At 59.1% G+C, this 26,436-nt stretch carries 23 protein-coding genes; 11 read left to right on the top strand and 12 right to left on the bottom strand.

The window, feature by feature from the left end; genetic code table 11:
• Positions 1–263: 263 nt before the first annotated feature.
• Positions 264–1,292 (bottom strand): molecular chaperone DnaJ, encoded by a 1,029-nt coding sequence (locus HMPREF2847_RS00725; RefSeq protein WP_070851179.1) that lies wholly within the window; start codon positions 1,290–1,292, stop codon positions 264–266.
• Between the two features lie 395 nt (positions 1,293–1,687).
• Between HMPREF2847_RS00725 and HMPREF2847_RS00720 the strand changes: the two genes are divergently transcribed.
• A complete protein-coding gene (locus tag HMPREF2847_RS00720) occupies positions 1,688–2,998 on the top strand; it encodes an MFS transporter (RefSeq protein ID WP_070851178.1) in 1,311 nt (436 codons plus the stop codon).
• A 43-nt stretch (positions 2,999–3,041) separates the two neighbouring features.
• On the top strand, positions 3,042–3,998 hold the full coding sequence (locus HMPREF2847_RS00715; RefSeq protein ID WP_070851177.1) for an exodeoxyribonuclease III: 957 nt from the start codon (positions 3,042–3,044) through the stop codon (positions 3,996–3,998).
• A gap of 25 nt (positions 3,999–4,023) precedes the next feature.
• Here HMPREF2847_RS00715 and HMPREF2847_RS00710 read toward each other — a convergent pair whose 3' ends face one another.
• Positions 4,024–6,711, bottom strand: coding sequence for a DUF6541 family protein (locus HMPREF2847_RS00710; RefSeq protein ID WP_070851176.1), 2,688 nt, complete (start codon positions 6,709–6,711; stop codon positions 4,024–4,026).
• A 190-nt stretch (positions 6,712–6,901) separates the two neighbouring features.
• On the opposite strand from HMPREF2847_RS00710, the gene HMPREF2847_RS00705 reads away from it, so the two are divergent.
• The 3 genes from HMPREF2847_RS00705 (at position 6,902) to HMPREF2847_RS00695 (ending at position 9,620) form a co-directional block, all read left to right on the top strand.
• On the top strand, positions 6,902–7,333 hold the full coding sequence (locus HMPREF2847_RS00705; protein ID WP_141762896.1) for a cytochrome c-type biogenesis protein CcmH: 432 nt from the start codon (positions 6,902–6,904) through the stop codon (positions 7,331–7,333).
• A gap of 143 nt (positions 7,334–7,476) precedes the next feature.
• Positions 7,477–8,532 (top strand): tryptophan--tRNA ligase, encoded by a 1,056-nt coding sequence (trpS, locus tag HMPREF2847_RS00700; protein ID WP_049171954.1) that lies wholly within the window; start codon positions 7,477–7,479, stop codon positions 8,530–8,532.
• Between the two features lie 62 nt (positions 8,533–8,594).
• Positions 8,595–9,620: a YhjD/YihY/BrkB family envelope integrity protein gene (locus HMPREF2847_RS00695; RefSeq protein ID WP_049182310.1), complete on the top strand. Its 1,026-nt coding sequence runs from the start codon at positions 8,595–8,597 to the stop codon at positions 9,618–9,620.
• Here HMPREF2847_RS00695 and HMPREF2847_RS00690 read toward each other — a convergent pair whose 3' ends face one another.
• Entirely contained in the window at positions 9,621–10,871 is a 1,251-nt protein-coding gene (locus HMPREF2847_RS00690; RefSeq protein WP_070851224.1) for a D-alanyl-D-alanine carboxypeptidase family protein, read from the bottom strand.
• 156 nt (positions 10,872–11,027) lie between these two features.
• Here HMPREF2847_RS00690 and HMPREF2847_RS00685 point away from each other — a divergent pair, with 156 nt between their 5' ends.
• On the top strand, positions 11,028–12,257 hold the full coding sequence (locus HMPREF2847_RS00685) for an adenosine deaminase (protein WP_048731569.1): 1,230 nt from the start codon (positions 11,028–11,030) through the stop codon (positions 12,255–12,257).
• 29 nt (positions 12,258–12,286) lie between these two features.
• Here HMPREF2847_RS00685 and HMPREF2847_RS00680 read toward each other — a convergent pair whose 3' ends face one another.
• The 3 genes from HMPREF2847_RS00680 to HMPREF2847_RS00670 form a co-directional block, all read right to left on the bottom strand.
• The gene (locus tag HMPREF2847_RS00680) at positions 12,287–13,528 is read right to left on the bottom strand and encodes a hypothetical protein (protein ID WP_048731571.1); all 1,242 of its coding nucleotides are present in this window, start codon (positions 13,526–13,528) and stop codon (positions 12,287–12,289) included.
• Positions 13,529–13,660: 132 nt separating this feature from the next.
• Positions 13,661–14,704, bottom strand: a complete 1,044-nt coding sequence (locus HMPREF2847_RS00675; RefSeq protein WP_070851175.1) for a C40 family peptidase — start codon at positions 14,702–14,704, stop codon at positions 13,661–13,663.
• On the bottom strand, positions 14,704–15,024 hold the full coding sequence (locus tag HMPREF2847_RS00670) for a hypothetical protein (RefSeq protein ID WP_070851174.1): 321 nt from the start codon (positions 15,022–15,024) through the stop codon (positions 14,704–14,706). The genes HMPREF2847_RS00675 and HMPREF2847_RS00670 overlap by 1 nt, the downstream gene beginning before the upstream one ends.
• A gap of 344 nt (positions 15,025–15,368) precedes the next feature.
• Here HMPREF2847_RS00670 and upp point away from each other — a divergent pair, with 344 nt between their 5' ends.
• Positions 15,369–16,004 (top strand): uracil phosphoribosyltransferase, encoded by a 636-nt coding sequence (gene upp / locus HMPREF2847_RS00665; RefSeq protein ID WP_048731576.1) that lies wholly within the window; start codon positions 15,369–15,371, stop codon positions 16,002–16,004.
• 9 nt (positions 16,005–16,013) lie between these two features.
• On the opposite strand, the gene HMPREF2847_RS11395 is transcribed toward upp, so the two are convergent.
• Entirely contained in the window at positions 16,014–16,697 is a 684-nt protein-coding gene (locus HMPREF2847_RS11395; protein WP_141765038.1) for a hypothetical protein, read from the bottom strand.
• A 196-nt stretch (positions 16,698–16,893) separates the two neighbouring features.
• Between HMPREF2847_RS11395 and HMPREF2847_RS00650 the strand changes: the two genes are divergently transcribed.
• A complete protein-coding gene (locus HMPREF2847_RS00650) occupies positions 16,894–18,120 on the top strand; it encodes a M20 family metallopeptidase (RefSeq protein WP_048731582.1) in 1,227 nt (408 codons plus the stop codon).
• A gap of 75 nt (positions 18,121–18,195) precedes the next feature.
• A complete protein-coding gene (locus tag HMPREF2847_RS00645; RefSeq protein WP_048731583.1) occupies positions 18,196–19,605 on the top strand; it encodes an NAD(P)H-quinone dehydrogenase in 1,410 nt (469 codons plus the stop codon).
• Between the two features lie 227 nt (positions 19,606–19,832).
• Here the strand turns inward: HMPREF2847_RS00645 and HMPREF2847_RS00640 are convergent, their stop codons facing one another.
• The 4 genes from HMPREF2847_RS00640 to HMPREF2847_RS00625 form a co-directional block, all read right to left on the bottom strand.
• Positions 19,833–20,111, bottom strand: coding sequence for a mycoredoxin (locus HMPREF2847_RS00640; protein WP_048731585.1), 279 nt, complete (start codon positions 20,109–20,111; stop codon positions 19,833–19,835).
• Positions 20,112–20,250: 139 nt separating this feature from the next.
• A complete protein-coding gene (locus HMPREF2847_RS00635) occupies positions 20,251–20,781 on the bottom strand; it encodes a dihydrofolate reductase (RefSeq protein WP_048731587.1) in 531 nt (176 codons plus the stop codon).
• 23 nt (positions 20,782–20,804) lie between these two features.
• Positions 20,805–21,641, bottom strand: coding sequence for a thymidylate synthase (locus tag HMPREF2847_RS00630; protein ID WP_048731588.1), 837 nt, complete (start codon positions 21,639–21,641; stop codon positions 20,805–20,807).
• Positions 21,642–21,657: 16 nt separating this feature from the next.
• On the bottom strand, positions 21,658–22,413 hold the full coding sequence (locus HMPREF2847_RS00625) for a 3'(2'),5'-bisphosphate nucleotidase CysQ (protein ID WP_048731590.1): 756 nt from the start codon (positions 22,411–22,413) through the stop codon (positions 21,658–21,660).
• Between the two features lie 171 nt (positions 22,414–22,584).
• Between HMPREF2847_RS00625 and HMPREF2847_RS00620 the strand changes: the two genes are divergently transcribed.
• Entirely contained in the window at positions 22,585–22,998 is a 414-nt protein-coding gene (locus HMPREF2847_RS00620; protein WP_048731591.1) for a YccF domain-containing protein, read from the top strand.
• 83 nt (positions 22,999–23,081) lie between these two features.
• On the opposite strand, the gene pgi is transcribed toward HMPREF2847_RS00620, so the two are convergent.
• On the bottom strand, positions 23,082–24,719 hold the full coding sequence (gene pgi, locus HMPREF2847_RS00615; protein WP_048731593.1) for a glucose-6-phosphate isomerase: 1,638 nt from the start codon (positions 24,717–24,719) through the stop codon (positions 23,082–23,084).
• A gap of 224 nt (positions 24,720–24,943) precedes the next feature.
• On the opposite strand from pgi, the gene HMPREF2847_RS00610 reads away from it, so the two are divergent.
• Complete coding sequence (locus HMPREF2847_RS00610) at positions 24,944–26,425, top strand: NAD-dependent succinate-semialdehyde dehydrogenase (RefSeq protein WP_070851173.1); 1,482 nt, start codon at positions 24,944–24,946, stop codon at positions 26,423–26,425.
• The last annotated feature ends 11 nt before the right edge of the window (positions 26,426–26,436 follow it).

Here is a 26,436-nt window from a genome sequence, read left to right as displayed (position 1 = left end):
ATTCATGTCTCCTATCTGTTTTGTTCCACGATAACCCAGTTTTGAATCTTGGGTTGTGTCGGGGCATAGCGCAAAAACAGTGATAGTGATATGAATAACGCAATTATGTGAGGTAAGTCACGAAATGCGTAATTATTTGTCGCTTATTCGCCGCTTTTCATTCCATTTTTCGCTTTACGACGGCCCCGCGCTCAGGCCCTGCAAATACGAAAAACCGCGCTGGGGTGTCGTGCACGCCGGCGCGGTTGTTCAGGGCAGCTTAGTTAGTTCTGCGTATTGTTCGGAGGATTGTTCTGGCCGAACTGGTAGCCCTGAATGTTCTGAGACTGGGGGTGCTGCGGAGCATATCCCTGCCCCGGGGCTGACTGGGTAGTCCTGACCAGTTTCTGGCCGCGGAACCATGCGCGCATGTCCTTGAGGAACATAAGAACGCAAGCGGCGATCAGCATGGCACCTGCGAGGAAGAGGACTACATCCACCCAGGAGCTCAAGAACAGGAGGGGGATGATGGTCATAGTCAACGCCAGTGGTGCCACGGTGACGCAGAAAAAGATTGGTGCCGTTGAGTCTTCGCCGCGGAGAATGGAGTGAATCCAGTATGCGGTCAAGGTGACAAGCATCATTCCCAGCAGTAAAAGGATTGGAACGAGAACGAGGGCGGCTGCAGCGCCCATCATGTAGCCAATGCCCTCCCAAGAATCGACCAACGATGACTCTAGGCTGCCGAGATTGTTGGCGCCCTGGATGCTGAGCTTGATTGCGTACAGAACTGTGATGATGCCAATCAAGGTTGAAAAACCGACCAGGCCGGTAGTGATTCGGGGAATGAGCGGCATGCGCTGCCACATGTTCTGCAGTGTGGCGTTTGCCGGCAGTGGCGGTACATCCGTGGTCACCGTGGTGGTTACCGTCGCAGGTCCGTTTTGAGTTGGGGCGGACCACTGTGCTTGTTGATTCTGCTGTGCCGATGATGGCTGCGACTGGGCTTGCTGGGCTTGTGTCTGGAACGAGGATTCCTGCGCAGTGGGTACCGGGCGATGTGCCAGCCCGCGCAGCGTCGCAATGGTGATGGTGGCGTTCTCATCGGCCAGCAAAGCGTCGTATTCGCGACGACGTCCCTCATCGCCTAGCACTTGCAGCGCAGTGAGCTTCTCCTGGAACTCGCCGGAGTACTCCGAGACACCAGCATCCCGCAGTTCAGAGAGCTGACTAGAAAGGTTTGCATGGAGCTCTTCGGTGCTGGCTGCGCTATCCAGCTTCAGAGACTCGTAGAGGTTATAGCGGTCGCCCATAGTGGATCAAGATCCTATCGGTATTGCAGTTCGAAATATCTTTTACAACAATTTACTCGGTAGCTAGTACGGCAGCATCGAAGACCCGGAGCGCTCGATGGTAGGAAGTCCGTGGCGCTCGGAGGGCATTGGTAGTCCTCGGCAAACAATGCCGATTGCACAATGTATTAGAAGAACGTGAGTGAGTGACTACCACCAATGTCTGTAGATGTTATTCCGCGCACAAATACCCGGGGAACAGACGGATTGAATAGCGAAATTTTTGTGTTGCGGAGTAGAGTCTCATTTTTCCCTTTCGGCGCCCCTCGCGGTTTTGCGAGCCCGTCTTGGGTCGAAAATCGAGGGGAACTGAGAGCCCACCAACTGGCGTAAGAAGAGAAAAGGAGACGGTCGCAATGACGTCGTCAAGCGAAGTAACAACCCACAACGACGACCACAAACCGCGTGCACGTCGTGCGGGAGCGTTTAGCTCGCATCGCCGTCCTGTTCCGGTCCAGGATGACATCTCTGATCTACGCCGAATCTTGGTGATTGTGGCTCTGTCGGTCGGTGCATTCGGCATCGGCGTTACTGAGTTTGTGGCCATGGGCCTGCTGCCTTACATCGCTGACGCCTTTGGACGCGATGAGGACGCCGCGGGGCGCATGATTTCGATGTACGCCCTCGGTGTTGTCGTGGGCGCACCGCTGATTACCGTGCTGACCGGCTCGATTCCGCGCAGGCGCATGCTACTGCTGCTGATGGCGGCATTTACCATCGGCAATGGTGCCACGGTATGGGCAGGCACACTGGGGTCTTTCGAAGCTGTCATGGTCTCCCGCTTCATTGCCGGTTTGCCGCACGGTGCGTATTTCTCGGTGGCTGCTCTGGTGGCGGCCTCCCTGGCTAAGCCAGGGCAGCGTGGAAAGATGGTGGCCCTGTCGGGCGTGGGGCTGTCGGTGGCGACTGTGATTGGTGTGCCGGCCGCGCAGGTGCTGGGGCAGATGTACGGTTGGCGCAGCGCCTTCGCGTTTGTAGCGGTCATCGGCCTGATTGCACTTGTTTCGCTGTGGTTCGCTGTGCCGCATATGAACCGTATGCCGAAGACGCGTCCGATGGATGAGCTCTCCGCCCTGGTGACACCGCAGGTGCTGCTGACCGTCGCAATTGGCACCGTTGGTTTCGGCGGAATGTTCGCGGTCTACACCTATATCACTTGGACCATGACTCGCGAAGCGGGCATGAGCGAAAACCACATCTGGATTGTGCTGATGGCCTACGGCATCGGCATGGTAGTCGGTACCTACATTGGCGGATGGCTCTCCGACCGCATCGGGGAGTGGGGCATCATGGTTGCGCTGGTGCTGATGGTAATCATGCTCAGCGCCTTCTACTTCACCTCGCAGAATGCTGTGCTGGGCACGATCAACTTCCTCCTTATCGGTCTGCTGGGATCGGTATTGGTACCGAATCTGCAGACCCGTCTGATGGATGTCGCAGGTCGCGCACAGACGCTGGCAGCAGCTCTCAACCAGGCCGCATTGAACATGGCCAACGCATTCGGAGCCGCGCTCGGTGGTTGGGTCATCGCTTCCGGTTATGGCTACCGCGCACCGGCTTTGGGCGGCGCAACGTTGGCGATGCTGGCTATCTTCATCGCTCTGCCGACCATTGTTCTGTACCGCCGCTCACAGGCGAAGAAGTCCGAGCGCATCGAACTGCGCTAGGGGTCTACAAGGCGTAGCGCACGCATAGGTAACGTATGAGGGCATGAGCCTTACAATCGCGACAATCAATGTCAACGGCATTCGCGCCGCCGTCAAGGAGCGCAGCGAAACCAACCTGGGACTGTTGGAGTGGCTGAAGCACACCAGTTCCGATGTCGTTTTGCTGCAGGAAGTCCGCGCCACCGACGATCAGACACGCAAGGCCCTCGCGCCCGCTTTCGATGCCGGATGGCATTGGGTCGGCGCTGAAAACCTGGGGGCCAAGGGGCGCGCCGGGGTGGGCATTCTCTCGCGCTTTCCGCTTAACGACGTCCAGGTGGGCATCGGCTCGGAGGAGTTCGAAGAATCCGGTCGGTTTATCAGTGGGGTTGCCCCGGCAGCGGATACCGGCCTGGATGCGGATGTCCAGATTGCCAGCCTCTACCTGCCCTCTGGTGCTGCCCTGAGCGAGAAGCAGGATGAGAAGTACCGCTTCCTCAATGCTTTCTCTGATTACCTGGCGGAACTGGGGGCCAAGGGGCGCGACGGTCACCACGCAGTTATCGGCGGCGACTGGAACATCTGCCACCGCGAACAGGATTTGAAGAACTGGAAGACCAACCGCCGCAAGAGCGGTTTCCTGCCACAGGAGCGCGCCTGGATGGACTCAATCTTCGGCTGCTGGCCCGATGAGGTTCCCCAGGATTCGCAGGTTCAGGCCAGCGACAAGGAGCTGGAATCCGGTGCCTTCTCCGATGGTTCCGTGTGGGAGGCCCCGGCGCCCAATGCAGATCCGGTGTGGTTTGATGTCACTCGCCGTCTTCACCCAGAGGCCGACGGCCCTTGGTCCTGGTGGACCTACCGCGGTAAGGCGTTCGATACCGATGCCGGCTGGCGCATCGACTACCAGGCGGCAACCGAACCAATGCTCAAGCGTGCCGTCAGCTCGGTGGTGGATAAGCCTGCCGCCTACGACCTTCGCTGGACGGACCACGCGCCGGTGATCGTGGAGTACGCCTAAACTCGGCACGCACCTAGGCCGCGGACTAGTGTGCTCCGGCGCCAGCGAGCTCTGGGATCAACTCCGGCTCGGGAGCGATTACGAGATGGCGGTTCTGCCGCAACATGGAGGCGATGCCGTCGACGATGGCGTCGGCCCATTTGTCCTGCATAGCGGGGTCAGCCAAATCGCGGGTGAGTTTGGCGGCACCCACCGCGCCCAGCGATAGTGCAACTGTCGGCGCATGCGACCGCGAACTCTGGTTCACCGCCACTGCCGGCGCCAAGCCGGTGCGAAACTCCGTAGGCACTCCGTTTGTGCTGTAACTACTGTGCGGATTGAAACCACGGAACACCATTCCGTCGCGCACGCCTGCCGCCAACTGCCAATCAGCAGGGGCATCGTCGTCAGGTTCGAGAGACTCCACAACAGCCGAGACCGAAAAACCACGATCGCCGATGTTATCCCCAGAAAGGGTCTGGCCCTCTGATGAGCGACCGACGATTACGGTGGCTGCGCTCTCCGTGTCGTCGGCAAGCGAATGCGCGCCAACGATTGCGCCGCGCTGACGGAGCTTCTCGTTGGCACGTTGCACGATGCTGTCGATGTGAGCGGAAGTATCCCCACTCAAACGCAGCGCGCGAGGCAGGTCAGCGTTGATAGCCTCGATGGCCCCGCGGCGAGAGTCGACGGTGATATGCGCGCCGGCGAGCGGATCGGCAGCCTCGTCGGGGGAGGGGATGATCGGCTGGCGCGGAGGCATCCACAGCGGATTGGGGCGCGCCGGGCGGTGTGGGGAACTGTTGACAACAGCGTGCAACTCTTCAGGTGAAAACATCTTGTTGACCGCGAAAATCATCACCGAACTGTCGTGATACACAGGCGTGAGCCCCGGCGCGTGCCATGCCCAGGAACGCATCGACAGCGCCTCCGTGCCATCCGTGTTCACACCCGGCGGGGAACTAATGATGTAATGCACGCCCAGTTTTTTCGCCATGGCATCGAATTCCGGATGTGAGCCCAGCAAGTCAACGTTTGTCGGCAGCTTCTTGCTTGCCTCGGCAGTTTTGTCGGAGAAGGAGAAATGGCGGAACAGCGTCGGCAGCCCAGCGATGGCGTACATCCACGCAGAACCGTCACGACGGTCATTGAGGATATGCCCCTCAAACGCATGCGGCTGCTCGGACAGCCAATCAATAGCTTCCATGTCCGCAGCGGTCACAAACGTGCTTCCGAAACTTGCACGAATTGCATCGCGCTGAGCAGGCCCACTCACCCAGGTCGCAGGCACAATCGCCAGTGCCGCCACGAGCCCCATCGCCAGCGCAGAATTCCACGACTTGACCGGCTGATTTCGCTTTGCGACGATCCACTGCGCCGCAGCCGCAATCGCGACAACGACAGCCGCGACTGCGTAGCCGACCAGCACTGCGCGCAGAATTCCCATAACCGCCTGCATGCGATACGGCATGTCGTAGAAGAAAGTGCCAATAAACTTCAGATAGGTGCCGGACGGCTCAGCCCAACGGGACTGCGCACTGTCGGAAACCACAAAGAGCAGCCCGAAAACCAGTGCCGGCCACGGCGCCCAAGGGCTGTCTGGCAGGCGAGAGACCAGCGCCACCACCAGGCCGATGAGTACAAGAACCAGAACGGTCCGGGAAAAGATGGGCTCGTCAGCATAGCGGGAGAATCCGATAAGCGTCCGCCACAGCGATTCGGAGCGGGAAATCTCAATTTGGCCGGTAAAGCCCGCAACGGATTCGCCTTGCCCCCTCGCGGACAATGCCGCCGGGAGAGTCATCACCAGGGCGAGCGCTCCGACAATTAGCGTGCGAGCTAGGCCACTGACACTCGGTTGGGTAATCAACCACAAGCCAACAAAGAGCACGGCAGCAATTGCGCCGGCCGGGTGGGTGATAAACGTGCCGACCAGGGCAAGCGTAGCGGGGATAATATAGCCCCGCATAGTCAAAGCTGCAGCAATCGGTAAAGCGGCCACCGCGAGCAGATACGGCATGGAGGATGTGCGCCAAAGAGCCACCCAAATCTCCGGGAGCATCAGCGTCGCGACGGCAGCTGCGGGACCGGCATAGGCCGCCCACTTAGGACCAACTGCGGTGCGGGCTAGCACCGCAGTTGCTGCGGGCAGAAGCAGCGCCGGGGCCAAGAACGCAAACACGTTGGAATCGAGGAAGACTGAGCCGGGCAGCAGCCCCGCCACAGCATGCCAGCCGGTGGGGTAAAACATTTCGGCTCCGGTCTCCTGATTCATCAGGTCACCGGCCGCGGTGGGCGAGGCTATTGCGTGTTCGTCAATGAACCGGAGGAAGTTGGTATGCCAGAGCATGTCCCAAGCTTCGCGGATAGCGCCGGGGCCGCCGGGGACGTCGTGAAGCACGAGCATGGCGCGCATCGAGCCGACTACCGTGACCCCGGCGACAATCATCGCGGTGACAGCACCGGAATCGAAGCCGTCTTCTGGCGTTGCGCGGGGGATGAATCTGCGCACCAGATAGCCAATGGCACAGAACCATGCCCACATGCCGGCCACGAATAGCCAGGTGTAATCCAGCCCGAGCGCGTGGGACAACCATGCGGAAAAACCAGTCACGCCCAGCATTAATGGACCGGCAGATGCCAACGCGAGCGTGGGGCGTAGCCCACTGACCCAACCGAGAACTGCGCCTGGGACCAGCAAGATGAAGACAGCAACCGCAATGGCAGCGAGCATGGGACTCCTGACGGATAAGAGCATTGAATTAGTCCAATAATACCTGTGGGTTAGTTCGGCGCTTGGGACGTGAGCGCCTAAGATTTGAAGAAGGACTGATGGGACTTCAGCTGCTGTAAAGCCCAAGCGCGAATTTGCGCGAGACTTGAAGCGAGCTCGGTGCGGACCCGGAAAGGAGAGGACATTCACAGTGAAAAACGGCGAGAGAGATAACGAGCGGCACCAGATGGCCGATTTGGAAGCCATCGCACGGAGCCTGCAGAACGATCCTGGTACTGCTGTCAATGTCCCGGTGGTTGTGACTTCCGGTGTCATCGTTGCGTTTATCGTGCTGTCTTTTGCCTACGCGTGGCCACTGTGGATTTCCCTCGGACTCATTGTTCTGCTGGGAGTCGTGATGGTCGTGTCCTACACCCGCAGGCCTCCCGTAGCGCCGCTGGAGTTGACCCAGGGGGAGCGCGAGCGTGTTCGACGTGTTCTCTCTGAACACGGCATCCGCCCGGCGGTCACGCTGGTGCGCGCACTGTACCCCGAGGAATCGCCAGCCGCTGCAGCGCGCACCGTTAAATTGCTATCCGATCGAATGGTTGTGGAGCAAGGGTACAAGGGCCGTCAGGACTAGTTTTTGGTAGTCGCTTTCCCGGTAGTCGACGTCGATCTAAAGACCGGATGTTAAGGATTGGCGTTCCTGTAAAGCCTGCGATGTCGTCGAAATGGGTACGTCGCCGACTCTCCACTATGAAGCTCGCGCTAGACTTATTGGCTATGAGTGAAAGCAAGGGGCCTGAAGCAACTAATCCTGCACCGAGTGCTCGTAAGCAGCGCGTTCTGTCCGGCATTCAGCCGACCGCAGATTCCTACCACCTGGGCAACTACCTGGGAGCATTGAAGAACTGGATCAATCTGCAGGATGACTTCGACGCTTACTACTTCATTCCAGACCTGCACGCCATCACTGTCGAGCAGAATCCGAAGGAGCTGCGTCAGCGCACTATCGCAGGTGCCGCACAGCTGATTGCACTTGGTATTGATCCGGAGAAGTCGGTGCTGTTCGTGCAGTCGCATGTGCCCGAGCACGCGGAGCTCGGATGGGTGCTGACCTGCTTGACTGGCTTTGGTGAAGCCAGCCGTATGACGCAGTTTAAGGACAAGTCCTCTCGTCAGGGCGCGGAACATACCTCCGCTGGTTTGTTTGCGTACCCGATGCTGATGGCCGCCGACATTCTGCTCTACCGCCCACAGCTGGTGCCGGTGGGCGAGGACCAACGCCAGCACCTCGAGCTGACGCGTAACCTGGCGCAGCGCTTCAACTCCCGCTACAAGAAAACCTTCGTGGTGCCGGATCCGCACATCATGGAAGGCTCCGCCAAAATCTATGACTTGCAGGATCCGACCTCGAAGATGAGCAAGTCGGGTGCAAACCCGAAGGGCATTATTAATCTGTTGGACGACCCAAAGGTCTCTGCCAAGCGCATTCGCTCGGCCGTTACCGACAATGACGGCGAAATTCGTTTCGACCGTGAGAACAAGCCGGGCGTATCCAACCTGCTGGTCATTCAGTCGGCGTTGACCGACAAGCCTGTCGACGAGCTCGTTGCCGGCTACGAAGGCGCAGGCTACGGTCAGCTGAAGGCTGATACCGCAGATGCGCTGGAGGCATTCACCACGCCACTGCGTGCTCGCTATGAGGAGCTCATGGCTGATCGCGGTGAGTTGGAACGGATTCTGGCCGAAGGCGCTGACCGCGCCCGTGAAGTTGCCGCCAAGACACTTGCAGATGTGTACGAGCGCGTCGGGTTCCTGAAGGCTGCCAACCGTTAATTCAGCTGTAGACTCTGCGCTTCAGTCTCCGTACCGAAAGCTGGCACGTTAAGGTAGAGGACATGGCAACCTCTACTCAAAAAGATCCGAAGAGAACGGACCGCTATGGCATCGAGCGTGTACACGCCGATGAACCGAGCGCAATCGACCGCCTCCGCGAAAAGTGGACGTGGTTCGATCACATTATGCGGATGCAGGAGCGCTACTCCGAGCAGGGTGGCAACTTTTTTGCCGCCGCTGTCACGTACTTCTCCGTGCTGTCGATTTTCCCCCTTATCATGACGGCATTTGCCATCCTCGCGCTTGTGTTGCGTGGTAATGAGCAACTGCTCGAGCAAATTCAGTCCGCTATCACAGACTCCATCGATGGGTCGATGGGCGACACCATCAACGCAATTATTGAAGGCGCGATCGATCAGGCCGGTGGCGTTTTCACCGTCGGTTTCATTGCCACCCTGTGGTCGGGTCTTAGTTGGATGAGCAACCTCTCCAACGCAGTGACACAGCTGTGGAAGCGCCCGCTGGGCGCTAGCAACTTCGTGATGGGAAAGGTTCGCGACCTGCTGCGTCTGCTGGGCATGCTGGTTATGATCCTGCTGACCTTCGCTGTCACCGCGGCCGGCTCTTCCGGACTGACACAGTCCCTGCTGGACAAGATTGGTCTGGCCCATGTCCCGGGAATCACAATAATCGCAGGATTGATTGCCATCGCCATTGGTCTCGTCGCCAACTGGCTGCTGTTCTTCTGGATGCTCGCTTTCCTGCCACGCGGGGGCGCCCCGTTCCGCTCTGCGGCAAAGGGCGCGATTATCGGTGCGATTGGCCTTGAGGTTGTCAAGCAGCTCGGTAGCGTTTTCTTCTCCAACGCCCTGTCGAACCCGGCCGGTGCAGTTTTCGGTCCGGTCATCGGTTTGATGGTCGTCTTCTACCTCATCTGGCGCATCACTATGTACGCCACTGCCTGGACCGCGACGACCGAAGAAGCGCTTGCCGACGAGGAGCTGGATGCACCTGCTCCTGCTGTCATTAACGTCCGTGCGGAAGCGGCCAACCCGTCCGGATTGAACCGCCTGCTCGGTTCGAAATAATTAGCCGCGATCGCGTCTGCCGAAGCGGTAGGTGACCATCGCAATCAATGCGATGACACCTACGATGGCAGCGCTGACAGTAATTTTCAGCCCGGTTCCTGTTGACTCGTCGTCCAGGATATCGGGCAATTTTTCTACCAACGTATCCTCAGTCGCTTCCGCTTCGAGGACACCGACAGAGCTGTCCTGCGGGGCCGCGAAGCCGGCGTCGAGAAGCGATGCCGCCTGCTCCCAGGGGCGCGGTGAATCCTCCACAGTGACGTCGAGAACGATGACGCCGAGACGACGGCCGTCGCGCTCAGCCACCCCAGCGAAGGTGTGACGGGCATCGTCGGTAAAACCGGTTTTGCCTCCAAGCGCGCCGGGATAGTCCTGGGCAATCAGCTGATTGTCGTTGGCGATTTCGAAGTCATCAACCTCGAGAGCTTTGTCTCCGGGTATGGTGGCCAGGCGGGTAGCCGAGAGCTTGCGATAGGTCTCATTGTTGAATGCGTGCTGGAAGAACAGTGACATGTCGTATGCCGACGTCATCTGGCCCGGAGCATCGAGACCAGTCGGGTTGACCACTCGCGTATCCGTCGCCCCCAATTTCTTTGCCAGGGCGTTGACCTTTTCGGTGGTCTTATCCATGCCACCAAGTTCGCGGGCCAACGCGTGGCCGGCATCGTTGCCGGAGTTGAGCAACAGGCTAGTTAGGAGCGTTTCTACCGAGTAGTTCACGTCCTCGACGATGCCGACACGAGAGCCCTCCATGTTCGCGTCCTCGAATGTCGCTTTAACCGAGGTGTCGAGTTTCAAATCCTCGAGCGCCTCCATCGCCAGCAACACCTTAATAATCGATGCCGGACGGTAGCGGCCGTGCGGGTCCTTCGCCGCAAGGACATCGCCGGATTTCAAATCGAACACCGTCCATGCAGAGGCGGAGAGTTCTTTCGGAACGTCAAACCCCTCACCGCTGACAATGCCGCAGGCGGACATTTTGCTACCTCCAGCCGGTTTTGGGGGAACCGGAAGAGGAGGGGGAGATGTTTCGCCGGGAGCCGGAACCTCCGAGGAGTCCACTGGTGCTGGTGGGAGGGTCTTGTAGGGGCAGCCCTCCGTGTCACGGATGTCAGGTGCGGGGCCGACAATCGGGGTGTCGTCGGTAGGCGAGGTGCTCTGCGCCATGGCTGCGGGGGCAGTGCTCGGCAGAAGCAGAGCGCTGGTGGCTAGCAGCGTAACGGCAGACGAGTAGCGGCGAGAGGGAAACATGATGAAATAAGGGTAGTAAAACGTCACCCGGAATGACGTATTTCTCGTGTGTGGATGGGGGAAAACGGGGGAGAGAAAGTCTTTGTGCAAAGCAGAAATACGATTCCGCGGCAGTGAAGTAGAAGCGGAGGGCGCAGTACCGATAGTCTGGCCATTATGACTAAATCTTTGCACAGTGATGCTCAGTCTCTGGACACACAGTCTTCAGCATCGAATCTCGATGAGATGCGCAAGGTTGTCGCCAGCCTGCCCAAGGTACTGCTTCACGATCACCTCGATGGCGGCCTGCGCCCGCAGACCGTTATCGACCTGGCCGCGGACTGCGGTTACACCGATCAGCTGCCCACCACCGACGCGGATGAACTGGAGAAGTGGTTTATTGACACCGGCAACTCTGGCTCGTTGCCGAGCTACCTGACTGCCTTCGCGCACACCTGCGCCGTCATGCAGACCGCTGAGTCGCTGACGCGCGTGGCGCGTGAGGCCGTCGAGGATTTGGCTGCCGACAACGTTGTCTACGCTGAGCTGCGCCTCGCTCCGGAAAACCATCTGGAAAAGGGCCTGGATATGCAGGCTGTTATCGACGCTCTGGTCGAAGGCCTGGCGCAGGGTGAAGCCCACGCCGCCGCTGAGGGAAAGCACATCACCGCACGTCTGTTGGTCTGTGCGATGCGCCAGAATAACAATTCCAAGGAAGTCGCACAGCTGGTCATCGACAACTACGGGAAGAACTCCGATGGGTACGTTGTCGGTTTTGACATCGCTGGACCGGAAAACGGCTTCCCGCCGGCTAACCACGCCGAAGCATTCACTATGCTGCGGGAGAACCTCATTCCGGTCACCATTCACGCAGGTGAAGACGCCGGTGTGGATTCGTTGCAGGACGCTGTCGTGCAAGGTGCTCGCCGCCTGGGTCACGGTGTGCGCATCTACGAGGACTTCGGTGCTTCCCTCGAGGGCATCGAATGTCAGGAGGTTGCCTCCGCTATTCGTGACCGCCAGATTCCGCTGGAAATCTGTCCGACTTCCAACGTTCAGACGGGTGTCTGTGACAGCGTTGCGGATCACCCGTTCTCGCTTCTCGACGATATGAGTTTCGCCTGCACCGTCAACACGGATAACCGTCTGATTGGTGCGACTTCCATGACCAGGGAGTGCATGGAGCTGGTGGAGAACTTCGGCTACGGCTACAGCGAGCTGTTCGAACTGACCTCGAATGCGCTAAACAATGCATTCGTGGATCTACCGACCCGCGAACACATCATGGACACCATTATTTACCCCGCTTACCTGCAGCTTATCGACAACAGCGACGAGGACATCGAAACTGATGTCAACGGTGCGGGTTTCGGTGCCGAAGATGAGCTGAACCTGACGCTGGACTAGCCAGCGCCGGCCAGCTTTGCTGGGAGGAGCTAGATCTTGGTCGTGAACCGAGCGGCCAAGTCCTTCTCCAGCTGCCTCCAGCCCTTGGCCTCATCGTCGTAAGGCGGAACTGGCTCGGACAGCTCTCCGGTGTCCAGCAGGAAGTTCAGCAGCCACTGCAGCTGCTGATTGCCCGCCAGTACCTCGTTCACGGCATCATCACCAGCCCAGTCAGCGGCGTCTGCGAGTAGCTCGTACGCGCGGGCGAGCTGGGCGGTGTCCACGGCGTTCGGGCCCTTTTCAATATCCTCGGCCAGACCGGTAAACGAGTACTCATTGTCCTCGTGCACCACGGCCTCTAGCTCACCTGCGTTGGCTGCAGTGATGATTTCATCCCACGTCGTCAGCGCCGACATGTCGTGATGCTTGTTCTCCAGCAGCCAACGCACCATCGTGCGTGGCTGCGAGAACGTGTGAATCTCACCGGCGCTGCCCAGGAATAGCGGGCGACGCCCCATGTAACAACGCAAGGTGTAGAGCGTGCGGCCAGCGATGGAGATCTTGATCGGGTCGATGCCAGCGTTGGCCCACACCGTCTGATCGTACGGATCGCCGACGGTCTCCTCTGCGGACTTCTTTTCCTCTTCGCGCTTCTTCTCCGCGGTTTCACGGCGCTCACGCTCCGCGGCCTCCGCTTCCTTTAGTGCGGCTGCAGCAGTGGTTTCAGACTCTTCATCGATGTTCGGAGTATTTGCGCCGATGGCGTCGATAGCGTCAATGCAATTGTCCCAGTTGGTCAAGATGACATTGCCGATAGCCGACCACTGAGCGGCGCCATTGCCCTGGAAGTGATCAGCACCATTTTGCGTGGCAGCCAGGACAGAGTGAGAGGCGAACATCTGGTTGATCGGATTGAGATCCGCAATCGCACCAATCGAGCGAGTGATGGCAAGAATGCGGTCTGCGCGCGAAACATGGTCGTAGTCGGCCCGGCCGGCCAAAATTTCTGGCAGCCCAATCAGGTCATAGCGGTGGCGTGGCGCCGCGATGGCCGCTCCCGGTAGCTGCTGGTTGAAGTTGCGCCAGCTGGGGTGCTGCGTGAAGTCGTGAGGAGCATCCGACTGAAGGAAAGCCAGGAGCTTTGCCGCAGATGAGAACAAATAGATGTCATCGCCGCGGCCGAGCAGAGCCTGCCACTCGGAGCCACCTTCACGCCAGCTTGGAGCCCACAACGTGTAAAAGGTGCCCGAGGTCAGCTCGAGTTCGATAGGAACGATGCCTTTCCTGGCCATAGTTTTCGTCGCAGCCCTTCTGCTTGTCGGTGATTATTAGAACTCAAAAATTGTCATACCTGCAGCGCCCCCACGGGTGGCAAGTTTGCGTAGTCCTATCTTAGAAGTTTTACGACGCAGATACCCACCGCACTATCCGGTCGGGCGGTAGAACCCCTTAAACGGCATGCCGATGTTGGTTGTACGCACGGGGTTTACCTGTACCGGATCGCCTGCTTCGACCATCTTTCCGTCGCCGATAACCATGGCGACATGGCCGTCCCACACTGCAAGATCGCCAGGCAGCAGTTCATCCTGGCTCACCTGTCGGCCGACGGCCTGTGCTTCTGCCGTGCGGGGAATATCAACACCAGCTTGCCCGTAGGCCCAGTGCGTCAAGCCTGAGCAATCGAGCGCCTGCCCCGGAGTATTTCCGCCCCAACCATAGGGCGTTCCGACGGCACTGAGTGCAGCCTTCACCGCAGCTTGGGCTTCTGGTGTCGGCGCGCCAGCCCCCGCATCCGCAGGCACCGGCGCGCTGCCCGAATCGGACGACGCCTCCGAACCATCTGCAGCATCGGTAGCGCTGGCCGATCCTGGGGTGTTCGTAGACGTAGAAGCGAGGGCGGCTTGAGTGGTTGCTGGGGCCTCCAACTGCGCCGGACGGGGTGGGGTAGGGGTGTCCACCGCGGCGCTTGCCTGCTGTATCAGCGACTGCACCAGAGGCCGCAGTTCTTGTTCTAGTTTCATAAGCCGCGCAATGGCCTGTGAGATCGCGGAACTGGCCGCTGAGACTAGGCTGGCACCGGTCGCGGCGAGACCTGCGGGCCCCGCAGCCGTCGCAGTCAGCGAGCCCATGGCGGAAGTAACAAAATCCATGGCAATCCGGGCCAAATCAGTGGCCGCTGACATTACTGCAGCTAGGCCCTTGGCAATGTCACTGTCAATGGTTCCGGCGCGAGCTTCCAAGTCGGCTGCCGCATTTGCAGCCCGTTTGAGGCTTGTTCCCGCGGCTCCTGCCCCGGAACCAGCACCATCGCCCCAGTTGCGGTCAACGGAATCTGCCACTGAGCGCCAGGCAGTACTCGCGGCGGGGATTGCGGCCCCAGCAAGTCCTGCCAGTGCGGGGGCGATGGCAGGACTTAGCTGTTGTGCAATCGCGCTGGGGACCTCCGTAAGTAGATTGGTGGGAAGCATCACACACCCCCAATCCCGCGAGCTGCAACGGCTCCCATTTTCGGTGAGATGGACTGCAACGCATGTGCGCCTGCATCTTCAGCAGTGGACACCGCAGAGACAAGAGCGTTCAGTGCACGAGCAGCGCTGGTGCCGTACTCATTCAGCTCAGCCACATGCTGATGTTGGCGCTGTAGAGCAGAGGCTGCAGCGTGACAGAAGGAGCCGGCAAACGGGACGTCGCCAAGCGAGTGCAGTGCGCTGATGTCCAAGGCAGTGCCGCTGTTCTGCTGCGACAATGCGTCAAGGCGCGCGGCATTGGCAGAAATAAGCTCTGGCACCAGCGTAAAGACTGATTCATTCCCGTTAGTGGTCGGAGAGAGAAACGATTGGCTGTGGGGACTGTGTGGTGATGGACGGGACAAGATTTACGGCCTCTCTAGGAAATTCGCGTGTGGTTAAACACTCAGTGCTGTGGCAGAACGGCTAGCGGGGTTCGGACGGCGGCTGAGCGGCAGTGGTTTGGTGGTAAGCGGGCTTACACAAATGGGGCGCAGTAAAAAGCCCTCGTATTGTTAGGCGCGAAAAAGGCCGATTCGGTTCCATCTTTTTTGGGAACGCGTTTTCAGAAACTTGCGATGCCGGCACCAGAGCGGCAAAAGCAAAGCAATGTATTTTGGAAGGCATGGAGATTACCGTTGTCAACCATCCCTTGGCACAGTCACGTTTGACCATTCTGCGAGACGCGCGCACTGATAACGCGGGCTTCCGTGCGGCACTCGCCGATTTGGGCGCGATGCTGATCTACGAGGCAAGCCGGGAGCTGCCCGTCGATAACTTCGATGTTCAGACCCCAATCACCACCGCGCCGGGTTACCGTCTGCAGGATCCGCCGATTATTGTTCCCGTCATTCGTGCGGGGCTTGGCATGATTGATCCGTCGCTGTCGATGATTCCCGATGCGCAGGTGGGCTTTATTGGCTTGGCTCGTAATGAGGAAACCCATGAGCCGGTGCCGTACCTCGAGGCGCTGCCGGAGGATTTGTCCGGGCGCACTGTCTTCCTGGTCGACCCAATGCTGGCAACCGGCGGTTCACTGCTGCATGCCCTGAAGCTGTTGGCGGATCGAGGAGCGGACAACATCACGGCCGTGTGCATCATTTCTGCACAGCAGGGTGTCGACGCCTTGAAGGAATCCGGTTTCCCGGTGCGTCTTGTCACCACTGTGGTGGACCCGGATCTTAACGAGGATGCCTACATCGTGCCGGGGCTGGGAGATGCGGGCGACCGCCTCTACGGTCCCCGCAACATTGATTTTTAAGCTGATCTCTTAGGCAGTGCCCCAGGCTTCTGCGGCGTACTTCTTGACGACCTCGTTGTCCTTGGTCACAAGAACTCCGGAGGGGGACATCTGGTACTTGTACGAGCCGTTTTGTGCAACAACGCGGTCGCCCTCATCGACGATGATGTCCATCGATCCGGAACCCTGTGGTGTATCCGAGCGGTAGTACTTCTCGCCGGAGCGTGTCTCACAAGCAGCAGCCTTAATGCCCTGCTCAGCGGCGACAACAGCAAAGGCGCGGTCGCCGCTGTCGCAGCGTGCGGAGCTACCCACGAAGCCCAGGCCGTCCAAGTCAGAGCGCCCAGTGCCGAAGTCCTGTCCCTCCGGAGCTGATGTCGGCTCGGAGCTCGTCGTCGTGGATGACGAAGACGTGGTGCTCGGCGTCGACGACGAGGACGATGTCGAAGTGCTCGGCGTGCTTGACGACGTCTCGGAGGTCTTCGACGTAGTCGTCGTCGTGGTGGTCGTCTTGCTCGTAGAAGTCGAACTCGTCGAGGACGGCGGTGTCGAACTGGGCGACGTCGGCTGCGAGGAGGAGGGGACCTCCGGACGCTGGGGCTCATCACTATTGTTCAGCGACAGGCCGATGGCGATGCCGATGACAACCACGAGTGCTGTGGCCACGATGATGATGGGGATGCTGAGAGACTTAGGTGTGCCATTGCCGGACATGCCTATTATCATCGCAGACTTCCTCAAAATGTGAAACATCTGATAATTGAAGAGGTCAAAGTTAAAGAAGTGACTCCTGGTCATGTGTACGTCTGGCGCTGATATTCAAGCGCTTGCCAGCCACTGCTATCGCTGGCGCAGTCGTCGGTAGGCCTCTTGTTACGGCCTGTCGGCGGAGCGCTTACACTGGAGAGTTGTGATTGAGGAGTTTATTAAGCACTGGTGGGCCGAGCACGCGAACGAGATTCTTGAGTGGCGGCGGCATCTTCATGCGCACCCAGAGCTATCTCACATGGAGCACGCCACCACGGCTTTTGTGGAGGAGAAGCTGCGTGCTGCAGGGCTGAAACCAGTGCTATTTCCCAACACCGGCCTGATGGTCGACATTGGTGAAGATGAACTCGCCGGTAGCGAAGCCGGAGGTGAATTGCCGGGGCGTCTCGCTTTCCGCGGTGATATAGACGCGCTTCCAATTACAGAGACCACGGGGCTGGAGTTTGCCAGCACCAACGATGGCGTCATGCACGCCTGCGGGCATGATTTTCACACCACGATTACGCTCGCGACGGCATTGGCCATGGCTGAGTACCACGAGAAGCACACGTTGCCTACTCCGCTGCGTTTCATTTTCCAACCGGCAGAGGAAGTCATGGTTGGCGGTGCACCCGAGGTTATCGCTGCCGGTGCGCTCAATGGCGTTGAGCGTATTTTTGCCGTCCACTGTGAGCCGAAGTTACGTGTCGGTCACGTTGGCGTTCGAACAGGTGCCATCACCTCTGCAGCCGACACCCTGGAGATTCAGGTGCATGGTCCGGGCGGGCATACCTCCCGTCCGCAGATGACGGCCGATGTTGTCTATGCGCTGGGTAAATTGATTGTAGATTTGCCGGGCTTGCTGTCGCGACGCGTCGATCCTCGTACGGGCACCGTGCTGACGTTCGGCTCCGTTCACTCCGGGTACGCGCACAACGCGATTCCGTCGGAAGGCAGCGTCAGTGGCACCCTGCGCACCGCGGACATCAAGACCTGGCGCGACATCGATCCACTGGTGCGTGAACTGATTGAACAGGTCCTCGCTCCGACCGGCGCTGATTGCACCATCAACTACGAGCGTGGCGTGCCGCCTGTGCTTAACGACGAATACTGCACCGCCCTGATTGCGGAAGCGGTGCGACGAGTGGACGAGAATGCTGTCATTCAGGCCCCACAGTCGTCCGGCGGCGAGGACTTCGGTTGGTACCTCGAGCACGTCCCGGGTGCGATGGCTCGTCTGGGCTGCTGGTCCGGTCGTGGAGACAAGCACGATTTGCACCGAGATGATCTAATCGTGGACGAGCGTTGCCTGGGCGTTGGTGTGAAACTCTTCGCTGGCATTGTCGCGCGCTATGAGGATGGCGCGCCGTCAACCATGACTGTCCGTTAGACTATTGGGGCAAAGCGGGGAAAATGCCTCCCGCGGTAGTTACATTGTGATATCCACGGCAACTTTGGAGGATTTGTGACACAGAGGATCGTAATCATTGGCGGCGGCCCAGCCGGCTACGAAGCAGCGCTGGTTGGCGCCAAGTACGGTGCTGAAGTCACTGTGGTTGAGGATGCCGGGATGGGCGGTTCTTCCGTCCTGTGGGATTGCGTTCCCTCTAAGGCCTTCATCGCGGCGACGGGCGTTCGTACTGATATGCGCCGTGCGGACGAGATGGGTCTTCGCCCGGACTTCTCCCAGCGTAAAATCGACTTCACTGCGGTCAACGAGCGCGTTAAGCGCCTGGCGCAGCAGCAGTCTGACGATGTTCGCGCACAGATGGAGCGCGAGGGCATCAAGATGCTGCAGGGCCGCGGTCGTCTCGATGACCACGACCCGGGCCGTGTAACTCACTACGTCACCGTCGACTTGCTCGAGGGCGGCGAGGTCACTCTTGAAGCCGACCTGGTGCTGGTCTGCACCGGTGCGTCCCCACGTATTCTGCCGGGTGCGATTCCTGATGGTGACCGTATTTTGACCTGGCGTCAGGTTTACGAACTGGAGGAGCTGCCGGAGCACCTCATTGTGGTCGGTTCTGGTGTTACCGGTGCTGAGTTCGTATCCTCGTTTACCGAGTTGGGTGTGAAGGTCACCATGGTCGCTTCGCGTGACCGCATCCTGCCGCACGAGGATGCTGACGCTGCAGATGCCCTGGAGGAGGTCCTGCTGGAGCGCGGTGTGGACGTTGTGAAGAACGCCCGCTGTGATCTTGTCGAACGCACTGAGGACGGCGGCGTTCGCGTCGTCACTTCCGACGGCCGTGAGGTCTTCGGCTCCCACGCGTTGATGACCGTCGGATCGATTCCGAACACTGCGGATATGGGTCTGGACGCAAGCGGTGTGAAAATGACCCCGTCTGGCCACATTCACGTTGACCGTGTTTCCCGCACCAACGTGCCGGGTATCTACGCTGCCGGTGACTGCACCGACTTGTTCCCGCTGGCTTCCGTTGCAGCTATGCAGGGGCGTATTGCGATGTACCACGCCCTCGGTGAAGGTGTTTCGCCAATTCGCCTGCGCACCGTTTCCTCGGCAGTGTTCACCCGCCCGGAGATTGCGACTGTTGGTGTCTCCCAGGCTCAGATTGAGTCCGGTGAGGTCTCCGCTCGTGTTGAGGTTTTCCCGCTGGCAGGTAACCCACGTGCGAAGATGCGCTCGCTGCGCCACGGCTTCGTCAAGCTGTTCTGCCGTAAGAATTCCGGCATGATTATCGGTGGTGTGGTGGTCGCTCCGACCGCCTCGGAGCTGATTCTGCCAATTGCTGTGTGCGTTTCCAACCAGCTCACCGTCGATGACTTGGCAAGCTCCTTCTCTGTCTACCCGTCGCTGTCTGGCTCGATTACTGAGGCTGCTCGTCAGCTGATGGCACACGACGATCTGGACTAATGCTGGTATCGCGACTGGCAGCATGACCGGCCGCACGGTCAATAGACAAAATTTACGGGCTGCAAATGTGAAACTGTGCGAGTTTATGGCACTTTCAGGCCATTTTGTGGGCGATTTTTGCTATAAACGAGGTCAGTAACTTACCCCTCTATTAACCCCGGTCGCGCGTGAACATAAAAAGCCGAACCCGAAAGTGGGGTTCGGCTTTTTGCTTACTTAGCTTTTAACTACTTGCTGGAGAGTTCAGCGTACTTAGCGGTGACTTCCTCCACAGACGGATTCGTGGCGTGCTCGCCATCGGAGTACAGCACAGTCGGCACAACGCGGTTGCCGTCATTGACGGACTCAACCCACTTCGAAAGGTCCTCGTGCTTTTCGACGTCCCAAGCCTCAAACGGAGTGCCGTTTTCCTTCAGGCCAGCAATGAGGTTCTGGCAGAAAGGGCACCAGGCCGCAGCGTAAATGGTCACGTGTTCGGTGGTCTGTGGAGTCTTCACATCAGTCATACTCAGTCCAACGCGCGGACCAAGGCCGATATTCCATTGTGCAATACGTCCGCTGGGCAGTAGCCCCTCCTCAGAGCCTTGCTAGGCAGCATTCCCAGATGCTCTTCGGAGGTTTTCCTTCCGCGGCTTTTAAAGGAAGCTAATCCTCTAGACGCCGCCACGTGCAGAAGCGGTAGCGTAGGCCGGTCGTTGACGTCTGCCACGGGCCATCCTCGACACGAACCCAGTCGTAGAGGTCGGGAGCCATGACTGGTACCGGGACATCGACATCAGTATCAATGTCGGTGACCACGCATTCGTCGGCAAGCGAAAGTGCATCGCGATAGACACGTCCGCCCCCGAGAATCCATGCTGCGGGCTCGTCGGCGACGGCTGCGAGTGCCGCTTCGAGACTGGCTGCGGATTCAGCGCCGGGGAAATCGGACACGGAGCGCGAAAGGACGATGTTTCGACGACCCGGGAGCGGACGGAACTTGGGATTCAGCGAGTCCCACGTGCGACGCCCCATGATGACCGGTGCGCCCATCGTCGTTGTTTTGAAATGCTGAAGATCTTCAGGCAGATGCCAGGGCGTAGTCGCGCCGTCGCCGATAATGCCGGCCCGAGACTGCGCCCAAATCATCCCTACAAACGGGGGCCTTGCGCTGGTGGAAGCGGTGGACTCGTTCATGTCGACACTCACCTTTCGCTGACTTAGACAGCCACCTGACCGCGAATCAGAGGATGCGGGTCGTAGCCGATGACCTCGATGTCCTCGTAAGCGTAGCAGAAAATGCTGTCGGCCTTCCGAAGCTTCAGCGTGGGGTAGGGGCGTGGCTCACGGGAGACCTGCAGTTCGCACTGTTCAATGTGGTTGTCGTAGATGTGGCAATCACCACCGGTCCAGATGAACTCACCAACGTCCAAGCCCGCCTGCTGCGCCATCATGTGCGTCAACAGTGCATAGGAAGCGATGTTAAATGGTACGCCCAGGAACATGTCCGCGCTGCGCTGGTAGAGCTGGCAGCTGAGCTTGCCATCTGCGACGTAGAACTGGAACAGCAGATGGCATGGTGGCAGCGCCATATTGGAAATCTCGGAGACATTCCAGGCGCTGACGATGTTGCGGCGGCTATCCGGGTTGGACTTCAAAGTCTCCAGCGCCTGTGCAATCTGGTCGATGTGGTGCCCATCCGGAGTGGGCCAGGAGCGCCATTGCACGCCATAGACCGGGCCGAGGTCGCCGTTGTCGTCTGCCCACTCGTCCCAAATAGTCACTCCACGGTCCTGGAGCCACCGGACGTTCGAATCGCCGCGGAGGAACCACAGCAGCTCGTACACGATGGACTTCAGGTGCACCTTCTTAGTGGTGATCAGTGGGAAGCCCTCGCTCAGATCAAAGCGCAGCTGGCGGCCGAACACTGAGCGAGTGCCCGTGCCAGTGCGGTCTGATTTAGCTGCTCCGTCAGCGAGAATTTCGCGCAGCAAATCCTCGTACGGAGTCTGAATGCCCTGATGAGCCTGTGTCGTGATGTCAGTGGAGTCGGTCATGGCCGCCCTAACTTACCTACTTCTGCTCTTGATCCTTGAATTCCTTCACCGCTGCCAGAATCTCCTCCGACAGGTCCGGTCGGCAGAACAGCATATCCGGCAGGAAAGTATCGACATTATTGTAGGTCGGCGCGGAGCCGTCTAGGCGGCTGACGAAAAGTCCTGCGGACTTAGCGACGCCAACCGGCGCTGCCGAGTCCCACTCGTACTGACCACCGTCGTGGATGTAGGCGTCGTAGTCACCGAGCAGTACGTGCATTGCCTTCGCACCAGCGGAGCCCATCTCTACCAGCTCCATGCCCAGCTTGTCAGCGACGTACTTCGCCACAGCCGGTGGGCGAGTACGCGATACGACAATCTTGCCCGCACACGGCCCCTGGACAGCCTTGGCCTCACCCGTGTGGAAAACCTGGCCGTGATCCGGCAGACCAACAGCAGCGTGGGTCGGCTGACCGTCCTCTACCAGAGCGACATGAACTGCCCAGTCCTGGCGGCCCGAAGCGAACTCACGCGTGCCATCGAGTGGGTCAATAATCCACACCCGCTTTGAGTCCAGGCGCTCACGGTTATCCGCGGCTTCCTCCGACAGCAGTCCGTCGTCCGGACGGTGCTGCTCCAGTACGCGGGCAATCCACTCCTGTGCCAGTGCGTCGCCGGCATCTCCCAGAATGCGGCCACGCAGCAGGCCTACGTTGCGGACACCCTTGAGAATTTCACTGGCGCCCACGGCAAGTCGATAGGCAAGAACATCATCTTCAATGTAGGCAGACATGACTTAGATACTATTCACTTTTTCCCAACCCCGCTTTGCGACGGGATGCCGCGCCCCATCCTCACCGCAACCGAGTGGCCCTATGGGCTTAATGCCTCACTTTGCGCAGGCGTTAGGTGAGCTGCGCTAACTCCAGGTGCCCACTACGCATCCTGACTACACTTAAGTGGCATGAAGACCTTGCTGAATATCATTTGGCTGTTGTTCGGTGGCCTGTGGCTTGCTTTGGGCTACATTTTCTTCGGCGTTCTTGCCTGTATTTTGATTGTCACAATTCCCGCTGGTGTGGCCTCGTTCCGCATGGCTTCTTATGCACTGTGGCCGTTTGGGCGCTCCGTGGTGGAGCGTTCCGGACGGGGCGCGGTCGGTGCCGTTAGCGCCGGTGTGATGAATGTAATCTGGTTCCTCATCGCTGGTCTGTGGCTGGCCATCGGTCACATCATGACTGCGGCGGCGCAGGCTGTCACCATCGTTGGAATTCCACTGGCGGTGGCCAACGTCAAGATGATTCCGGTGACCTGCTTCCCATTCGGCAAGGAGATTGTTAAGGGCTATCGCGCTGACGGTTACGCGGTGAAGATTTAGAGGGATACAAATAACAACAGCCCGCCCGCAGCGAGAAGCCGAGGGCGGACTGTTAGCTATTTAGGCCAGCTGTCTAAGAGCCGCTAGCGCTTATCTCGGTACCACGTCAGCAGCGCATCGGTGGAAGCATCGCCAGAATCCGGTGCTACTTCACCGGTAACTGCAGGCAGCAGGTCGCCGGCCTGCTGCTTGCCCAGCTCCACGCCCCACTGGTCGAAGGAGTTCAGACCCCAGACAATGCCCTCGACGAAAGTGATGTGCTCGTAGAGTGCAATCAGTGCACCTACTGCGTCCGGGGTCAGTTCCTCGGCCATGATGGTCGTGGTCGGACGGTTACCTGGCATGACCTTGTGCTCTACGAGTTCCTCGGCAACGCCCTCTGCGCGAATTTCTTCTGCGGTCTTACCGAAGGCCAGCACCTTGGTCTGTGCGAAGAAGTTACTCATCAGCAGGTCGTGCATAGAACCTTCGCCGGAAGCCGTCGGCAGATCCTGGCGTGGACGGGCAAAGCCGATGAAGTCAGCCGGAACTAGGCGAGTTCCCTGGTGAAGGAGCTGGAAGAAAGCGTGCTGGCCGTTCGTTCCCGGCTCACCCCAGAAGATTTCTCCGGTGTTGTAGTCCACCCTCTTGCCGTCGGTACGCACGGACTTACCGTTCGATTCCATGGTGAGCTGCTGAAGGTACGCCGGGAAGCGAGAGAGATCTTCAGAGTAGGGCAGCACGGCATGCGACTGAGCGTCGAGGAAGTTTGAGTACCAGACATTCAGCATGCCCATCAGTACCGGCACGTTCTGCTCCAGCGGAGCGTTGAGGAAGTGCTCATCCATTGCGCGGAAGCCCTGCAGGAAGCGCATGAAGTCCATCGGACCAACGACGGCCATGATGGACAGGCCGATGGCGGAGTCGACGGAGTAGCGGCCGCCGACCCAGTCCCAGAAGCCAAACATGTTCTCAGTGTCGATGCCGAATTCGGCGACCTTTTCGGCATTCGTGGAAACGGCGACGAAGTGCTTGGCGACAGCTTCTTCGCTACCCAGTTGCTGGATAAGCCAGCGGCGAGCTGCGTGAGCGTTGGAGAGCGTCTCCTGCGTGGTGAAGGTCTTGGAAGCGACGATAAACAGCGTGGACTCCGGATCGACCTCATCCAGAACCGCCTGTAGATCAGATGGGTCAACGTTAGAGACAAAGCGGGCATCAATGCCGGCAGTGGCGTAGGTGCGCAGCGCCTTGGTCACCATTGCCGGGCCCAAGTCGGAGCCACCGATGCCGATGTTGACCACAGTCTTAATAGTGTGACCCGTGTATCCCAGCCAGTCTCCACTGCGGAGGCTGCGAGCAAAGTCGCGCATGCGGCCGAGCACCTCATGCACGTCGGCAGCGACATCCTGGTCGCCGGCGGTCAGATTTTCCTCTGCTGGCAGGCGCAGCGCTGTGTGCAGCACGGAGCGGTTTTCAGTGGTGTTGATCTTGTCACCGCGGAACATCTTCTCGCGTGCTTCTTCGATGCCAGCGGCACGAGCGAGCTCAACCAGCTCGGCAAAACCGTCGAGGCACATCAAGTTCTTGGAAAGGTCAACGTGGAGAGTGCCCGCATCGAAAGTCAGCTTCTCAGTGCGGCCATCTTCATTGGCGAAAAGCTCACGCAGCGAGGTGGCGCGAACATTGTCCACGCGCTTAGCCAGCTGAGCCCACTGTTCGGTTGCGGTGATATCTACGGTCATTCCTGCTCCCAGGTGATTTTTGACGAAAAGCACTTTATACATCCCCAGCCTAGTTACGTTTTGGCACTCTCGCCGGGCAGCAGGATGTGACCAGGCGTGACCACAATCTGCTGGCAGCTCGATTCCGCGGTGCCTTTGCTTCGCCTATGCGCCGACCATCCGTCGACTATCCGCCATCTACGAGCCCCTAGCCCGCTTCAGCAAAGGCACCTACTCTGGAAAATATGACTGATTTCACCCCTGATTACGACAACATCCTCAAAGATGTCCCCACAGGCCTTCTCCTCGGCGGTGAGTTCCGTCCCGCGTCGAATGGTGAGACCTTCGATGTCGTTAACCCCGCGACAGATAAGCCGCTGGTCCAGGTCGCTTCCGCCACAGAGGAGGACGCCAGGCAGGCGCTTGACGACGCCGTCGCAGCTCAGAAGGAGTGGAAGGTAACCCCGCCCCGCAAGCGCAGCGAGATTCTTTACCGCGCTTTTGAACTCATCCGTCGGGATGCAGACAAGTTGGCCCAGCTGCAGTCTCTGGAGATGGGCCGTGCGTTGCCGGATTCCAAGGCTGAGGTCGGCTACGGTGGCGAGTTTTTTCGTTGGTTCGCTGAGGAGGCCGTGCGTATCTCCGGCGATTACCGAATTTCTCCGAGCGGGACCTCGCGCGTCGCGGTGATTAAGCAGCCGGTCGGCCCGGCTTTGGCTATTACGCCGTGGAATTTCCCGCTGGCTATGGGGACTCGCAAGATCGCCCCGGCACTCGCCGCCGGCTGCCCGGTCATTATTAAGCCCGCGTCCAAAACTCCGCTGACCATGCTCTACCTGGGCAAACTGCTTATCGAAGCCGGTGTCCCCGCAGGCGTAATCTCCGTGCTGCCAACAGGACACTCAGCCAACGTTTCGGCCCTGCTTTCCGATGACCGCCTGCGCAAGTTCACCTTCACCGGTTCCACCGAAGTTGGCCAGATGCTCGCTGCGAAGGCCGCGGAAACTTCGATGAAAGTTTCCCTTGAGCTCGGCGGGAATGCTCCGTTTGTCATTCTCTCTGATGGTGATGTTGATAAGGCTGTGCAGGCAGTCAGTGACGCCAAGCTCCGCAATGGCGGCCAGGTGTGTATCGCCCCGAATCGCTTTATTGTTCATGAATCCAAGAAGGATGCGTTCGTCGAAGGCGTCGTCAAGCGTTTTGCGGAACTGAAGTTGGGCGAGGGTACCGATTCTGCCACGGATCTTGGCCCACTCGCACTGCGCGATCAGCAGGAAAAGGTTCGTGATCTGGTTGACGATGCGGTCACGCGTGGTGCGAAGGTTGAGTGTGGCGGCAAGATTCCGGATCTCGGAGGCGTGCTTTCCGACGGCTACTTCTTCGAGCCCACAGTTCTGACTGATGTGCCCGAGGACGCGGATATTGTCCGCGAAGAGATTTTCGGTCCGGTGGTTGCAGTGACAACCTTCACGGACGATGGCCGTGCGATTGAGCAGGCAAATGACACCATCTTTGGTCTGGCGGCGTATGTGTTCAGTGAGAACCTGACCAAGGCGCTCGGTGCGGCAGAGGCATTGGAGTCCGGCATGGTTGCGGTCAATAAGGGCTCGCTGTCGGACCCGTCGGCGCCGTTCGGTGGTGTCAAGCAGTCCGGCCTTGGACGTGAGGGTGGTTTCACCGGTATCGATGAGTTCCTAGAGGAAAAGCTGATTTCCCTGGAAGGCTAGCCGGACAGGTA

Source organism: Corynebacterium sp. HMSC074C03 (genome assembly GCF_001838285.1).
In the GTDB taxonomy this organism is placed as follows: domain Bacteria; phylum Actinomycetota; class Actinomycetes; order Mycobacteriales; family Mycobacteriaceae; genus Corynebacterium; species Corynebacterium amycolatum.
The sequence above is the reverse complement of the archived record's forward strand: the minus strand, read 5'-3'. Positions and strand labels throughout refer to the sequence as shown.

Coding starts and splice junctions, on each gene's coding strand:
- HMPREF2847_RS00725 (WP_070851179.1), bottom strand. CDS start 1,292: ATGGGCGACCGCTATAACCTCTACGAGTCTCTGAAGCTGGATAGCGCA.
- HMPREF2847_RS00720 (WP_070851178.1), top strand. CDS start 1,688: ATGACGTCGTCAAGCGAAGTAACAACCCACAACGACGACCACAAACCG.
- HMPREF2847_RS00715 (WP_070851177.1), top strand. CDS start 3,042: ATGAGCCTTACAATCGCGACAATCAATGTCAACGGCATTCGCGCCGCC.
- HMPREF2847_RS00710 (WP_070851176.1), bottom strand. CDS start 6,711: ATGCTCGCTGCCATTGCGGTTGCTGTCTTCATCTTGCTGGTCCCAGGC.
- trpS (WP_049171954.1), top strand. CDS start 7,477: ATGAGTGAAAGCAAGGGGCCTGAAGCAACTAATCCTGCACCGAGTGCT.
- HMPREF2847_RS00695 (WP_049182310.1), top strand. CDS start 8,595: ATGGCAACCTCTACTCAAAAAGATCCGAAGAGAACGGACCGCTATGGC.
- HMPREF2847_RS00690 (WP_070851224.1), bottom strand. CDS start 10,871: ATGTTTCCCTCTCGCCGCTACTCGTCTGCCGTTACGCTGCTAGCCACC.
- HMPREF2847_RS00685 (WP_048731569.1), top strand. CDS start 11,028: ATGACTAAATCTTTGCACAGTGATGCTCAGTCTCTGGACACACAGTCT.
- HMPREF2847_RS00680 (WP_048731571.1), bottom strand. CDS start 13,528: ATGGCCAGGAAAGGCATCGTTCCTATCGAACTCGAGCTGACCTCGGGC.
- HMPREF2847_RS00675 (WP_070851175.1), bottom strand. CDS start 14,704: ATGCTTCCCACCAATCTACTTACGGAGGTCCCCAGCGCGATTGCACAA.
- upp (WP_048731576.1), top strand. CDS start 15,369: ATGGAGATTACCGTTGTCAACCATCCCTTGGCACAGTCACGTTTGACC.
- HMPREF2847_RS11395 (WP_141765038.1), bottom strand. CDS start 16,697: ATGTCCGGCAATGGCACACCTAAGTCTCTCAGCATCCCCATCATCATC.
- HMPREF2847_RS00640 (WP_048731585.1), bottom strand. CDS start 20,111: ATGACTGATGTGAAGACTCCACAGACCACCGAACACGTGACCATTTAC.
- HMPREF2847_RS00635 (WP_048731587.1), bottom strand. CDS start 20,781: ATGAACGAGTCCACCGCTTCCACCAGCGCAAGGCCCCCGTTTGTAGGG.
- HMPREF2847_RS00630 (WP_048731588.1), bottom strand. CDS start 21,641: ATGACCGACTCCACTGACATCACGACACAGGCTCATCAGGGCATTCAG.
- HMPREF2847_RS00625 (WP_048731590.1), bottom strand. CDS start 22,413: ATGTCTGCCTACATTGAAGATGATGTTCTTGCCTATCGACTTGCCGTG.
- HMPREF2847_RS00620 (WP_048731591.1), top strand. CDS start 22,585: ATGAAGACCTTGCTGAATATCATTTGGCTGTTGTTCGGTGGCCTGTGG.
- pgi (WP_048731593.1), bottom strand. CDS start 24,719: ATGACCGTAGATATCACCGCAACCGAACAGTGGGCTCAGCTGGCTAAG.
- HMPREF2847_RS00610 (WP_070851173.1), top strand. CDS start 24,944: ATGACTGATTTCACCCCTGATTACGACAACATCCTCAAAGATGTCCCC.